Annotated in this window: 15 protein-coding genes and 1 pseudogene; 8 read left to right on the top strand and 8 right to left on the bottom strand. The window is 55.7% G+C overall.

Annotation, left to right across the window (positions count from 1 at the left end):
- Both ABVS15_RS13435 and ABVS15_RS13430 read left to right on the top strand, forming a co-directional pair.
- Window positions 1–298: hypothetical protein (locus ABVS15_RS13435; protein ID WP_369284190.1), on the top strand; the 298-nt coding region annotated here is incomplete at its 5' end.
- 13 nt (window positions 299–311) lie between these two features.
- Window positions 312–2129: an S-layer homology domain-containing protein gene (locus ABVS15_RS13430; RefSeq protein WP_369284189.1), complete on the top strand. Its 1818-nt coding sequence runs from the start codon at window positions 312–314 to the stop codon at window positions 2127–2129.
- 141 nt (window positions 2130–2270) lie between these two features.
- Here the strand turns inward: ABVS15_RS13430 and ABVS15_RS13425 are convergent, their stop codons facing one another.
- Window positions 2271–2999: an IS66 family transposase gene (locus tag ABVS15_RS13425; protein ID WP_369284188.1), complete on the bottom strand. Its 729-nt coding sequence runs from the start codon at window positions 2997–2999 to the stop codon at window positions 2271–2273.
- A gap of 37 nt (window positions 3000–3036) precedes the next feature.
- Between ABVS15_RS13425 and ABVS15_RS13420 the strand changes: the two genes are divergently transcribed.
- Window positions 3037–3258: a helix-turn-helix domain-containing protein gene (locus ABVS15_RS13420; protein ID WP_369284187.1), complete on the top strand. Its 222-nt coding sequence runs from the start codon at window positions 3037–3039 to the stop codon at window positions 3256–3258.
- Between the two features lie 224 nt (window positions 3259–3482).
- Complete coding sequence (locus tag ABVS15_RS13415; RefSeq protein WP_369284186.1) at window positions 3483–3827, top strand: hypothetical protein; 345 nt, start codon at window positions 3483–3485, stop codon at window positions 3825–3827.
- A 113-nt stretch (window positions 3828–3940) separates the two neighbouring features.
- Here the strand turns inward: ABVS15_RS13415 and ABVS15_RS13410 are convergent, their stop codons facing one another.
- The 3 genes from ABVS15_RS13410 to ABVS15_RS13400 are packed head-to-tail and all read right to left on the bottom strand — an operon-like array spanning window position 3941 to window position 6221.
- Window positions 3941–4282 (bottom strand): helix-turn-helix domain-containing protein, encoded by a 342-nt coding sequence (locus tag ABVS15_RS13410; protein WP_369284185.1) that lies wholly within the window; start codon window positions 4280–4282, stop codon window positions 3941–3943.
- Entirely contained in the window at window positions 4279–4665 is a 387-nt protein-coding gene (locus ABVS15_RS13405; protein ID WP_369284184.1) for a hypothetical protein, read from the bottom strand. The genes ABVS15_RS13410 and ABVS15_RS13405 overlap by 4 nt, the downstream gene beginning before the upstream one ends.
- The gene (locus tag ABVS15_RS13400; RefSeq protein ID WP_369284183.1) at window positions 4662–6221 is read right to left on the bottom strand and encodes an ATP-dependent RecD-like DNA helicase; all 1560 of its coding nucleotides are present in this window, start codon (window positions 6219–6221) and stop codon (window positions 4662–4664) included. Before ABVS15_RS13400 ends, ABVS15_RS13405 begins: the two co-directional genes overlap by 4 nt.
- A 167-nt stretch (window positions 6222–6388) precedes the next feature.
- On the opposite strand from ABVS15_RS13400, the gene ABVS15_RS13395 reads away from it, so the two are divergent.
- The 4 genes and pseudogenes from ABVS15_RS13395 to ABVS15_RS13380 form a co-directional block, all read left to right on the top strand.
- The gene (locus ABVS15_RS13395; protein ID WP_312280273.1) at window positions 6389–6607 is read left to right on the top strand and encodes a helix-turn-helix transcriptional regulator; all 219 of its coding nucleotides are present in this window, start codon (window positions 6389–6391) and stop codon (window positions 6605–6607) included.
- A 375-nt stretch (window positions 6608–6982) separates the two neighbouring features.
- Entirely contained in the window at window positions 6983–7162 is a 180-nt protein-coding gene (locus tag ABVS15_RS13390) for a hypothetical protein (protein WP_369284182.1), read from the top strand.
- A gap of 63 nt (window positions 7163–7225) precedes the next feature.
- Window positions 7226–8653, top strand: a complete 1428-nt coding sequence (locus ABVS15_RS13385) for a recombinase family protein (protein ID WP_369284181.1) — start codon at window positions 7226–7228, stop codon at window positions 8651–8653.
- A 17-nt stretch (window positions 8654–8670) separates the two neighbouring features.
- A pseudogene (locus ABVS15_RS13380) lies at window positions 8671–9165 on the top strand (sigma-70 family RNA polymerase sigma factor); the annotation flags it as partial.
- 173 nt (window positions 9166–9338) lie between these two features.
- Here ABVS15_RS13380 and ABVS15_RS13375 read toward each other — a convergent pair.
- The 4 genes from ABVS15_RS13375 to holA form a co-directional block, all read right to left on the bottom strand.
- Window positions 9339–11033 (bottom strand): glutamine--tRNA ligase/YqeY domain fusion protein, encoded by a 1695-nt coding sequence (locus tag ABVS15_RS13375; RefSeq protein WP_369284180.1) that lies wholly within the window; start codon window positions 11031–11033, stop codon window positions 9339–9341.
- 161 nt (window positions 11034–11194) lie between these two features.
- Entirely contained in the window at window positions 11195–11431 is a 237-nt protein-coding gene (locus ABVS15_RS13370; protein WP_369284196.1) for a DUF6514 family protein, read from the bottom strand.
- A gap of 243 nt (window positions 11432–11674) precedes the next feature.
- Window positions 11675–12274, bottom strand: coding sequence for a toprim domain-containing protein (locus ABVS15_RS13365; RefSeq protein WP_369284179.1), 600 nt, complete (start codon window positions 12272–12274; stop codon window positions 11675–11677).
- Window positions 12271–13326, bottom strand: coding sequence for a DNA polymerase III subunit delta (gene holA / locus ABVS15_RS13360; RefSeq protein ID WP_369284178.1), 1056 nt, complete (start codon window positions 13324–13326; stop codon window positions 12271–12273). Before holA ends, ABVS15_RS13365 begins: the two co-directional genes overlap by 4 nt.
- Window positions 13327–13330: the final 4 nt, after the last annotated feature.

Genomic DNA, 13330 nt, shown 5'->3' with positions numbered 1-13330 from the left:
CATTGACTCTCCCTATACCATTACCGAAATTGGAGCCGAAGCCATTGGCGGCGCAGGCATTACTCGTACCATTACCACCAACGGTACAGATGGAAACCAGTATCTGGTTGTCCAGATGACCGAAGGCACAGGCGCTAATGCGCATGTGTCCGTCGTCATGGTAAAGGCAAATGACTCCATCGAAGTTTCTTACAAAACCACCGCGGCGGTACAGGTTTGGCTCACAAACGGCATGCCTGCCCTGAATGGTTCTGAGGCAACGGGTGTAACCATTTTTGACACAAAGACGGCAGAATAAGGGGGACGCAACTATGAAACAGCGCATCTCATCTCTCCTTCTGGTTTTTTGCCTTTGCTTGTCATTTTTGACTATTACGGCTGGAGCAGCAGAGTCTTCTGCGGTTAGCGGTACTTATGCAAACGGCATCGTGACGGTAAGCGGCACAGGTTTTCAGGCTAATACCAAGTATAGCATGATTGCTGTAAAAGACGCTTCTGACAATCTTATCGCTTTGGGCAGCACGGCGACAAATGCAGAAGGCGCTTTCAGCGCCAGCATCACAACCGGCGCTGTCAGTACACCAAATACCTGCAAGGTTTATGTCTATAACGACATTGGCGGCGCCGTGGTCGCTTCCGGCCTAATTTCCGGGACCGGCGTTACGACCTACACCATCACAGCCAGTGCAGGCAGCGGCGGCGCCATCAGCCCCAGCGGAAGCATCTCTGTGAATGACGGTGCCAGCCAGACCTTTACCATTACATCAAGCTCCGGTTATTCCATTTCCGCCGTAACGGTGGACGGAACTTCTGTCGGAACTGTAAGCACGTATACTTTCAGCAATGTAACTGCCAACCATACGATTGCGGCTACCTTCACCTATAACGGCGGAGGCGGCGGCTCTGGCGGTGGTTCAGGTGGCGGCTCCAGCAGCGGAAGCACCTCTTCCGGGAACTCGTCGACAGCGACGACTGTCAATGGGAAAACGGATGCTTTCGGCAAAACCACAGCTTCTGTCACCACAAGCACGGTAGACTCTTTGGTGGAGGCGGCCAAAAAGGCCGAGGCCAGCGGGAAATCCGCCGTTGTGGAAATCAAGCTGGATACCACCGCAAGCACAAAATCCGCTGCGCTGATGATCCCTTCTGCGGCGCTCTCCAATGTTGCCAATCATACGGATGCTGCGGTTAAGATTGACGCCGGTATTGCAACGGTAACCCTTAGTGCCGACGCAGTGCAGGCAATCAGCAGCGCTGCCGGAAACAAGGACGTAAGCATCTCCGTTGCAGCAGTGGACCAGACCTCCCTAAGCAGTACCGCACGCCAGCTCATAGGCAGCCGTCCGGTATATGATTTTACCATCACTGCCGGGAGCAGTACCATTTCCAGCTTTGGTGGCGGCAGCGCTGAGGTCAGCATCCCGTATACGCCTCAGGCCGGAGAAGATATCAATGCCATTGTGGTATATTACATCGACGGCAGCGGCGCGTTGCAGGCCGTTCGCGGCGCCTATAACAGCAGCACAAAATCCGTGGACTTTGTGGCTTCCCACTTCTCCCAGTATGCGGTGGGCTACAACAAGATCAGCTTTACAGATGTGAGCACGGCCGACTGGTGCTATGCGCCGGTCACGTTCTGCGCCGCCCGCGGCATTACAGCCGGCACAACGGCGGCGACGTTCAGCCCGTCCGCAACGGTAACCCGCGGACAGTTTATTGTGATGCTGCTGCGGGCGTATGGGATTGAGCCGGACAGCAACCCTGACAGTAACTTTGCGGACGCAGGAAATACCTATTACACCAATTATCTGGCGAAGGCCAAGGAAATGGGCATTTCCGCGGGCATTGGAAACAACCTGTTTGCACCTGACCAGCAAATTACCCGGCAGGAAATGCTTACCCTGCTCTACCGGGCGCTGAACGTACTGGACGCGCTTCCCGAAGCGACAAACAGCAAAACGCTGTCCAGCTTCACCGACGCGGCGTCCGTTTCGGATTATGCCAAGGATGCCATGACGGCTCTTGTCCAAGGCGGCGTCGTTGCCGGCAGCGACGGAAAACTGAACCCGCGGGGGCAGTCCTCACGCGCGCAGATGGTACAGGTATTGTATAATCTGCTGTCCAAGTGAACCCAGTAGTTGCTTAAACCCACGATTCTGAACAGAATCGGACGGGCCTGCCGCTTGTTAGAGTGGCAGGCCCATTTTATGTGTCTGATACAGTGTGCCGATGTTTTTTTAAGCAATAAAGAAGCATATAGCTACTGATCACTAAGAGCCTAGTACAGTGTTTCCAAGAGCAGATTTTGGAGGTGCATTTTTTGTTTGAGACCACGCCAACAAGGCATCAAAAACAGGCGTTTCCTGCTTCAGCCGCTGCTCGTAACGTTCTTTGGGTATGAGCTTTGCAAGCTCTTTTTCAATGGCAAACAGTCTCGTAGAATACTGCTGCCCCTCAAGGGCGGCAGAGCCCGCCTGCTCCGGTTTTGGCAGAGCGTTCGCGCCTTCGTCAAACTTTCGCCGTGCATGGGCCCAGCAGCCAACCACATGGATGTTTTCAGGCAGTTTGTGGTAACCTTGGTACCCATCCGCGTGCAGCCAGCCGGAAAAGCCGGACAGAAAGGTCTCTGCATTCGCGGCCTTTCTGTCCGGCCTGTACTGGTACAGGACAATGGGGTGCTCGGCATCGCCGCCGGTTCGGCACAGCCACATATAGCTCTTGGACTGCACCTTTTTTCCCTCCTCACGGAGTACCTGCAAGGTGGTCTCATCAGCGTGAAGCACCTGCCGCTGCACAAGCTGTTGGTGCAGGACCTCATAGATCGGTGTCAACCAATGCTCCGAGGTCCAGATGAGCCAGTTGGACATGGTGGGCCTGCTGAGCATGACGCCGGCGCGGTTCCATTCCCGCTCCTGCCGGTACAGCGGAGACCCCATCACATATTTTTGTACCGCAATATGGGCAATGGCCTCCGCAGAGGCGTAGCTGCCGGGAATCACGGGCGGTTCCTTTATTTATATTGTAAGAGTGGACTTGATGATTTCCTACGCGCCGCTGTGGGAGACGATGAAAAAGCGCGGGGCCACGACCTACATCTTGCAGGTCAAGGGCGAGATTAGCAGCTCCACCATTCGGCGGCTGAAAGCCAATGAATCCGTTTCCACCAATACGCTGGAGACGTTGTGCAAAATATTGAATTGCACGTTGGAGGATTTGGTGACTTATCTTCCTGACACGGAGCCGTCCAGCGAAGTATAAAATTGTAATAGTATATGTGCGCTTCAGATAGGAGTTTTTTAACTTCTGTTTGAGGTACACTTTTTAATGGCATTTGTAGAGACAGAAGCCACTCTGCAGAAGTTGCCTCCATGTCAGGTGCTTTACCTGGGGGCTATGGACAGACAAGCGTAAAAGCTGTATTATGGAGTAAAAGATTCTTGGCTATGAACGCTCCGGCGCTAAGCCAATGTTGAGGAGGCAATATGAACGTAAAAAGCAATCAGGCCAACGACGTGACACCGCTGGAAATCATTTCCTATGGCCCACTGGGCGATTACCGGGGCATAGCCTCTGTCAGTGCGTTTTATGACCGGCTGGGGCTTCTCGCTCGGCTGGAATCCGGCAAGATTTCAACCGTTTCCCGGCTTCATATGAATCCCGTCGACTACGAGGCGTTGGAGCAGATAATGCTCAAAGAACTGCGGCGAAAGAACCACGGCCGCCTCGTAAACGCTGTTCGAACCGGCGCGATTATGGACTGGCTCAACCTAGCTCCGGGGCGGGATGAGACCGTGCCTCAGGGTGAACTTTGGGTTGTGGACCGGTAACAGAACTGACGATTTTGAAGGACGGGTTTGAAGGCCCTGGAGAATGTGAAGAACCAAAACGGGACGGGGGTGCGGCTTGCACACCCCGTTCCGTTCTCCTATGTCGTTTGCTATTACGCCGCTCCCAAATTCTGCCTCAAACTCTCCTTCACGGTTGCCGCCACGTCCCGGAGCACTCGCCTCTCCAACGGGGAGCAGTCTTCCAGTAGCGCCTGCACCTCTGAAAAATAAGCATACCGGTCCGCCGATTGGTTCCCGGCCAGCAGCCTGTCTAGGGTCAAATCCAGCGCCGCCGCAATGCGCACCAGAGCCTCTAGGCTTGGGTGTTTAACAGCCCGCTCAATGTGGCTGATATAGGGTGCAGAAAGCCCTGTCCGCTCTGCCAGCTGTTCTTGAGTCATGCCCTGATGGAGCCGGTTCGCCCGCACCTGGCGGCCAATTTCCGAGAAGTTCATAAACAGCCTCCTCTAAAAATTTCCCATCTGGTCATTTTCTCAATCGTGTCCTGCTTCTGTGTCAAAAACTCCTTCGCGTCAACCCACAGCTCCCCTTCCGGAATCTGGTTGCTGGGCAACGGCGCTCTGTTGAACCAGTCAGTCCGGGCGGTGTTGTTGCGGATGCGTCCGATCAAGTGTGGCTCCCGGCGCTGAACCTCTGCCTGAATCAAATCCCGCAGACGACGATGGTCCTTCTCGCTGATGCGCAACTGGTCCACATGGCAGATGTCCTCTGGGTTAAACCGAGACGTGAGGCCAAGCCTGTCATAAAACTCCAGCAGGCATCCCACATTGTTAAAATCCTCGATGCTTCCGTAATTGATTGCCTCAGTTGTTCTCATCCCGCCTTCCCCCTTTCCCGGATGGCCTTCACTCGCTCTGCCAGGGCGGAGTATCGAGGACGGGGCGGCGACTCCAAGGCCTTACGCACCATGTCCTCGTCCCCCACCAGAATCAACCGGCGCTTGGCCCGGCTGATGGCCGTATACAACAGATTCCTGCTCAACATCACACCAAAGTCCCGGATCACCGGCGCGATGACAGTATCGTACTCACTGCCCTGTGCTTTGTGGATGGTCAGCGAGTAGGCCAGATCAAACAGGGCGAGGTCGTGCGAATGGAAGCCGGTCACACCGCCGCCAAAGTCTACATCAAAGGATCGTAAGTCCTGCCGGAGTGAGATGATTCCAATGTCTCCATTACAATGACACTCCGCGTTCTCGGTCAACATCACCTTGTCCCGGTCACGGAAGATCAGCGGCTTCAGCGAAAGTTCGGGCTTCCCACCGGCGGGGGGATTGACAATCTGCTGGAGAGCCAAATTTAGCCCCCGGGCGCTGGCCCGGGATGACACGCGAAAGGGGGACAGCACCTGCACCTCCTCACCCGCCGCAGCCAACGGACCATACAGAGCGACAATCTCCCACCGGGCCTGGGTATCCGTATATGCTTTCACCAACTGAAAACTCTCGTCGAACTCCAACGTCACAGCACCTTCCTGATTGAAGTCCTGAACATTATTCAGAAGGGCTTCCGACTCCCGGTCCTGACGGTGGTTCCCCTGCAGATGGACGTGGGGGACGCCCAGAGCCAGCAGGTCTTGCAGCACATTTCCGGCCCCGACGCTCTGGAGCTGCTGGGGGTCGCCTACCAGCACCACCCGGCAATCGGAGGACGCCTGATTCAGTAGCCCTGCCAGCATCTCTAGTGTCAACATAGACGCCTCGTCGATCACCACCAGGTTGGTCGCCTTCCAGAGAGCGTGGCGATTGACCCCATCTAAAAAATTGCTGTCCGGTACCTTGCCTAGCGCCCGGTGGACGGTGTGGGCGGAATGGTCCGCTTTCACAGCCATATTCCGGGCCGCTCGGCCGGTGGGGGCGCAGAGAATGGTCTGCTGTTTGGGAGTCAAGATGGAATTGGCAAGGTGCAGCGCCCGAATCATGATGGTCTTTCCGCTCCCGGCCCCGCCGGTGACGATGGTCATTCTGTGACTCAGACAGGTTTTTACTGCTTCTCTCTGGCTCTCGTCCAGCGGCGCAGCGAGAAAGGCTTCTGCCCCGGCCAGAGCAGCGTCCAGTTGAGTTGCCGGAACCGGAAATTCAGTGGCTTCCAAGCGCTTTGCCAGCTCAACGGTCGCTGCCTGCTCGTAACGGTGATTGGCTCGTAGGTACAGCCGCTCCCCATCCGCCGCAAGGGTTTTCTTCTCCAACAACGCGTCAATCTGCCGGTCTATCTGCATGGCTGTCTGGCGGCTGTTCTGGCGGCTGTGCTGGCGCAGGCACCGCGCCAGCAGTTTATCCGCCGGAAGATAGACGTCCCCGCTCATGGACGCTTGGTACAGCACGTCCAGAACCGTATTTCCCTGTTTCTGTGAAGGGTTCGTTTTTGCGTTCATTCAATTGCCTCCTAATTAATCGTTTTCTGTAGTAGAAACTTAATAATTTTATATTACACTATTTAGTGTCAAGTGTCAAGTGGAGATAGATACTTATTTGTTTCAATTAAACCTTTTTCTTGACAGAGGACACATAAAAATGTATATTGAGCATAGGGGGTGATTGCATGAACTTGACAATTGGGGAGAAGATCAAAGTTTTGATGAACCGGCAGGGCGTGACTGTAACGGAGTTGGCTGCGGCTACCGGTCAGACGCGCCAAAATCTGTCCAATAAGCTTAACCGGGACAATTTTACGGAAAAAGAAGCCGAGGTGCTAGCCAAGGCGCTAGGCTGCAGCGTGTCAGTCATTTTCACCAAAATTGGCACCGGAGAGTCGATCTGATTCCTCAATCGACTGACACTGTGTGCACCTCTGGCTGTCTCGCTAATTTTGCTAAAAAGTTTGAGTATTGTTCCTTTATTGGAACAATACTTTCATTTTATATATTAAATGTTGACAATATTCTTTTTGCGTGGTAGTATTTAGTTAGATATACGCCCGCGAATCGTTGGCACGGTTGCGGGCGCAGGAATGGTAACATCCTGCTCAGCCCTTACGGAACCAAACGACCAGCCACCCTTCCGGGAAATGGTCGCGCGGACGCACCGTCATCGATACCCACCGTCTGTTTGACGTGGGTATTGATGGCGGTGCGTTCTTTTTTATTCCATTGGGTTAAAAATGGATGATTTTGGAAACTATAAACCCGGAGGGGATATGATGACATTTCGATATTATGACTGTGAGGGACATCAGCTGACTCCCGAGCAGTTGAGAGAACTGAATATTTCAACTCCGGTGATGGAACATGTCTTTGCGTCGGTTCTGAAGCGAGTACAGGAAGAAATCGATATGCCGGCAAGTTCTTCCAAGGTACCTGAGCCCGTTGAAAGCTGACCCGTTCTATGATAAAATTAGCCTGGCTTTTAAGCCGGGCTAATTTCCTAAGGAAGGAGGATTATGAGCAAATCCAAAATGCTAAAGGTATCCGAGGCCGCAGGCGGCCTCGTACTTGCCCTATACATTCGTGTTTCCACAGACCGTCAGGCCGATGAAGGTTATTCCATCGACATCCAGACAGAGAAGCTCCAAGCCTATGCCAAGACCATCTCGGGCGTTGACGAAGTTCGCCTGTATACCGATGATGGGTACAGCGGCGGCTCCCTTGACCGCCCAAAGATGGGAAAGCTCATTGACGACATTCAGAGGGGCGAGATCACCCATGTTATGGTGGTAAAGTTGGACCGTCTCAGCCGCTCCCTCAAGGATACGATGCACCTGATCGAGGATGTTTTTATTCCCAACAACGTGACCTTCATCAGTATCCTGGAGAGCTTCAACACCAATACCCCTTTTGGCCGGGCCATGGTGGGCATCCTGTCCGTTTTCGCCCAGTTGGAGCGAGAGAACATCTTCGAGCGGACACGTGGAGGGATGCAGAAGCGGGTCGAGGCGGGCTTTTGGCCGGGGGGCGGGCGCACGCCCTATGGATACGACTACGACCTCACACAGGGCATCCTGGTGCCCAACGCGGATGCCGAGAAGGTTCGATACATCTATGACCGGTATCTCAACGGGGAGGCCCTTCAGGCCATAGCGGACGCCCTAGGGCTGAAGTATGAGCGGGTGGCTTACAACATCCTCACACGGAAATCCAACGCCGGCTTCATCGTCTACAATGGCCAGGAATACCGGGGCAAGCATGAGCCCATCATCTCTTTGGAAACCTACGAGAGGGCCATGGAACTACTTCGCATCCGGTCAGCCAACAAGATGGTCTGCAAGACGGACCATCTTTTGACGGGGTTGGTGCGCTGCGGGCGCTGCGGCGCCCGGATGCGCTACTCCAAGTGGGGCAAAGCTGGCTACAAGCTGGTGTGCTACTCCCAGCAGACCAGCAAGCGGTATCTGGTGAAGGACCCTAATTGCGACAATCCCGCCACCTGGGCGGAGGATGTGGAGGACGGCGTGGTACAGGCTTTGTTCTTGGCTGCAAAGGAGCGCCTTGTGGACGCCCGGAAAACCGTGGAGTCTCAAGGTACCTCCGCGATGCTTCAAGAGCAGTTGGAGCGTACCGAAGCTAAACTTCGGCGGCTTTACAGTCTCTATGGCGACGATGGAGACGAAGCCTTGCTGGACACCATTCAGGAGACGAAGGCCGAGGTGGCCCGTTTGGGCGAATCACTGATTGATGAGAACACCCGGAATTCGGCGGCCCGGAACGCCATGAGGACCTTTGCGCAGTTGGAGGGAATTCAGGATGCCTGGGACGAGATGAGCGTTCCTGAGCAGCGGATGGTGCTGGCCTCGGTTGTGGAAAGCATTACAATTGACAGCGAGTTTACGGACGTTAAGCTCAAATATGGACTTAACACGCAATTATCTTAGAATTTGGACAACGGAACGCTATCCCCATGATTGTGGGCGAGATTCGCCGGTATCTGCGGGACAACAGCGCAATCCGGGTGTCCCGCAGCATGCGGGACACGGCCTACCGGGTTCTCCAGATGCGGGACAAGCTGGTGGGCGAAAACCAGAGGGAGCCCACGGTGGAGCAGCTTGCAAAGGCACTGGATATTCCCCGCGAGGAGGTGGTCTTCGCCATGGATGCCATTACGGATCCCGTCTCTCTCTACGACCCGGTATACTCCGACGGAGGCGACGCTCTATGCGTGATGGATCAGGTCCGGGACAAAAAAAACACCGACGAAAGCTGGGTGGACCACATTGCCCTGAAGGAGGCGCTCCACCGGCTGAACGACCGGGAACGGCGGATTCTGGCCCTGCGGTTTTACGAGGGCAAAACCCAGATGGAGGTTTCCGCCGAGGTGGGCATCTCACAGGCGCAGGTTTCCCGGCTTGAAAAAGGGGCCATTGATACCATTCGAAAAAATTTTTAACGGCCCCCAGAACAGTAGCTGACAGTCTGAACAGCAAAAGAGGTCCGGCGGCTAATGCCGCCGGACCTCTTTTTTATTGTAAGTGCTTTAAAATCCGTCCCGGCTTTCAAACCCAGTTTCGTTGCGAAGACGTTTCCTTGGCCGCCCCAGCCATCTTAATGGCAGGACGCACCTTACTTCTTAAAGCTGTCTTTCAGGCTGACGCTGCGGTTGAACACCAGCCGCCCCGGCGCGGAGTCCTTGTTGTCCAGACAGAAATAGCCCAGCCGCATAAACTGGAAGTTGGCGGGCGCAGCAGCGCCGGAAAGCTCCGCCTCCACCTTGCAGCCCCGCAGAATCTCCAGCGAGGCGGGGTTCACATAGTCCATAAAATTCTTGTCCGCGCCGTCGGGGTCCGCGTCGGTAAACAGGTTGTCGTACAGCCGCACCTCCGCGTCCACGGCGGTGGCGGCGTCCACCCAATGAATCGTTGCGCCCTTGACCTTCCGCCCGTCGGCGGGGTCGCCGCCCCGGCTGTCGGGGTCGTACTCGCACAAAACTTCGGTCACGTTGCCTTCTGCATCCAAGACGCAGCCGGTACAGGTCACAAGATACGCGCCCTTTAGACGGACCTCGTTTCCCGGATACAGGCGCTTGTACTTGGGGGCAGGCGTTTCCATGAAATCATCCGCCTCAATATACACCGTCCTTGAAAAAGGCACCTCCCGGGTCCCGGCCTCCGGGTCCACGGGGTTGTTTTCCACGGTGAGGGATTCCTGCTTATCCTCGGGATAATTGGTAACGGTCAGCTTCAAGGGACGCAGCACCGCCATGGTCCGGCGGGCGGTTTCATTCAGGTCCTCCCGCAGGCAGTGCTCCAAAAAGCCGTATTCCACCACGCTGGCGGCCTTTGCAACGCCAATGCGCTCGCAGAAGCTGCGGACGGCCCGGGGCGTATACCCCCGGCGGCGCAGGCCGCACAGGGTCGGCATCCGGGGGTCGTCCCATCCGGAAACCACGCCCTCCTCCACAAGAGTGCGGAGCTTTCGCTTGCTCATCACCGTATGGTCGATGCCAAGGCGGGCAAACTCGATCTGCCGGGGCTTTGCGGGCAGGTCGCAGTGCTCCACCACCCAGTTGTACAGTGGGCGGTGGGCCTCAAACTCCAAAGAGCACAGCGAGTGGGTAATCCCCTCCAGCGCATCCTGAATAGGGTGGGCAAAATCGTACATGGGATAAATGCACCATTTGTCCCCCTGCCGGTGGTGGTGCATATGATTAATACGGTAAATGACCGGGTCCCGCATATTGAAGTTGCCGCTGGCGAGGTCGATTTTGGCCCGCAGGGTCATGCGTCCGTTTTCAAACTCACCGCCGCGCATCCGCTCAAACAAATCAAGACTCTCCTGAGCAGGCCTGTCCCGCCAGGGGCTGCGTGCGGGCACGCCAATTTCGCCCCGATATTTGCGAAAATCATCGGGGCTCAGCTCGCAGACATACGCCAGGCCCTTTTTGATAAGGCCCTGCGCCTGCCGGTAATCCTCTTCAAAATAGTCGGACCCGTAGTAAAACCGGTCGCCCCAGTCAAAGCCCAGCCAATGGATGTCCTCCTTGATGGCGTCCACATACTCCTCATCCTCTTTGGTGGGATTCGTGTCGTCCATCCGCAGGTTGCACAGGCCGCCGTATTTTTCCGCCATACCGAAGTCAATGGTCAGCGCCTTACAGTGCCCGATGTGCAGATATCCGTTGGGCTCGGGGGGAAAGCGGGTGTGAACCGTCATCCCGGCGTATTGTCCACCGGGGGCGATGTCCTCCTCGATAAACGTCTGGATGAAATTGCGGCTCTCCGGCGTCTCCGTCTCCGGAATTTTGCGTTCCTCTGCCATGTTGCGTTTCCTTCCTTCCTGTGGCGCTCTTTTGCTTTGATCCATAAATCAGAAGTCTATTATACAAACTCTGCCCGGAAAAAGCAAGAGAAACGCTCCGCCGAAGGAATTGGCCGAAGAAAGCACCGATTTCGCCCCACCCGGACACGCCCGCTCCCCTGTCAGCAAGCCAGCCAATCCTCTGCCACGTCTCTCAGCGCCACCGGCGTCACGGCGCAGCGAAGCAGCAGCTCTGCCAGCCGCCACACCCGGTCGCCGGACACCGCCAATCCATGTACGCGGCTCCGATCTTCTCCCCGAATAATTTCCACTCCATAGCCGCCTGAAAGCTTGTCCGTACCATCCAACAGATAATACAACGTTTTTTCTCCCAGCACCTCAGTCTCCCCGATAAACACTCTGCGCAACCGCGATCCCTCCCATTTTTGACAAACCGCCAGTGAAAACCCGGCCCTGCTCCCAAATTACGCCGGATGGAAGTCGATACACCAGTTATTCTATCATGTCCTTATGTCGAATTTTGTCGAATTATAGGACATCATTGTCTGAATGTAAAAAATGAGCAAATATCAAACATCTGTTTTTGTATAAATTGTACAAAATCAAAATGCAAAGCATTCCCTTTTTTCACTTTCTGATTCTTAAGACTGCTGTTCGCCGCTCAAAAGGCTCAGCAGCTCCTCCCTGCCGTACAGCAGGTTCAATGCCTCCAGCATGGCAGAGACGGACATGTGCTCCGGCAGAGCCAGACGCCGAAGGAGTACCCGCCTTTTCTCTCCGCTGTCCTGCCCGCCGGTGAGGCCCAGCCCGTAGAGGTCGGCCTTGGTCAGGGGCTTTTTTGCTGTCACCGGGGCGTTTTCTCCCTCAAAGGTGGCGCCCGCCCGCTCCAGCGCGTCCAAAAGCACCTCTGGGCGCATTCCCTCCACGCCCAGCTTCCCCTCTTTTCCAGCCTTACGCTTGCGGCGCTCTTTGCCGTACAAATCCGGGATATACGCCTGCTTCACCCGGTCCTTCGGCAGCGCGCCCTTGAGATAATTGCGGATGACAAAGCCCGCGCCGTCACTGTCTGTCAAAACAATCAGACCCCGCTCCTCCGCAAGGCGGCGGAGGAGGGCAAGCTGTTCCTTGTCGTTGAACACGGCAAAGCCCCCCACGGGGAACACGGCGGCATCTACCGTCTGGCGAAGGGTGTTTTTGTCGTAGCGGCCCTCCACCACAATCACTTCCCGCACCTTTCTCATCGCTTCTGCACCCCCAGTCGCACCAGCAGCAGCTTCAGCTCTCCCGCGCTGTCCACGCCCTTTTCGCTCTTCATCCGCCTGTCCAGCACCTGACACTCCTTTACCGCCCGGGCACACCAGCCCGCCGTGGTCTTTTTCGCAGCGGACAGCAGCAGGCGCACCGGATAGTCGGACTTGTAGCCCCACAGGCTCATGAGCCAGTATTTATCCTTCCCGCTGTCTAAGGACAGTCTGGCGGTGTAAATCCGCCGGAGCTGCGCGCCCAGCATCCCCAGAATCAAAATCGGCTCGGTCTGCATTTTCAAAAGGTCCCCCAGTATCCGCGCCGCCTCATCGTAATTTCCCGCCAGCACCGCGTCGGACAGCTTGAATACCTCGGCCGACAGCACCGGGTCCGCCACCGCGTCGATGTCCTTTTCCGTGACGGTCTTTCCCCTTGTGTACGCGCCGATTTTCGCAATTTCCGGCACCAGGCCGGTCATCAGCGGACCGCAGAGGAAGATGAGATATTCCGCCGTCTGCCGGTCGATTTCCTTGCCCAGTGCCCGGAACCGCCGGGCAATCCATGCCGTTAAATCGCTGCTCTCCGCCTGACGGAACTCCACCGCCCGGACATGCTCCGCAAGCGCGGCGCACAGCTTTTTCATGGTTTTGTTGGGCTTGTACTCCAAGGTGTCGTAAGAAAAAACCACGCAGCAATAGGACGGCACATCCTCCAAAAACGAAATCAGCCGTTCCCGCTGGTCCTCGCCCAGCTTAAAAATGTCGAAATCACTCACCTGAAGCAGCGTCCGCTCCGTTAGCATGGGCATCGCCTCCGCCATTTCAGAAAGGGCCTGCACTGTCAGCTCCTTCCCCTCCAGCCGGTGGTAGTTGAACTCCTCAAAGCCCTGAGGAATCAGCTTTTTACGCAGCTCCCCCAGATAGTATTCCCGGAGGTACGCCTCCTCTCCATAGAAGATGTAAACGCTGCCCACCGTCCCGGCGGACAAATCCTCCTTCAGCTTTTGAAACGCCTTGTTCTCTTTGGGCTTTGCCGTCTGATAAGCCATGTTC

Origin of the sequence: Oscillibacter sp. GMB15532, assembly GCF_041020825.1 — a bacterium.
Classification (GTDB): domain Bacteria; phylum Bacillota; class Clostridia; order Oscillospirales; family Oscillospiraceae; genus Oscillibacter.
The sequence above is the reverse complement of the archived record's forward strand: the minus strand, read 5'-3'. Positions and strand labels throughout refer to the sequence as shown.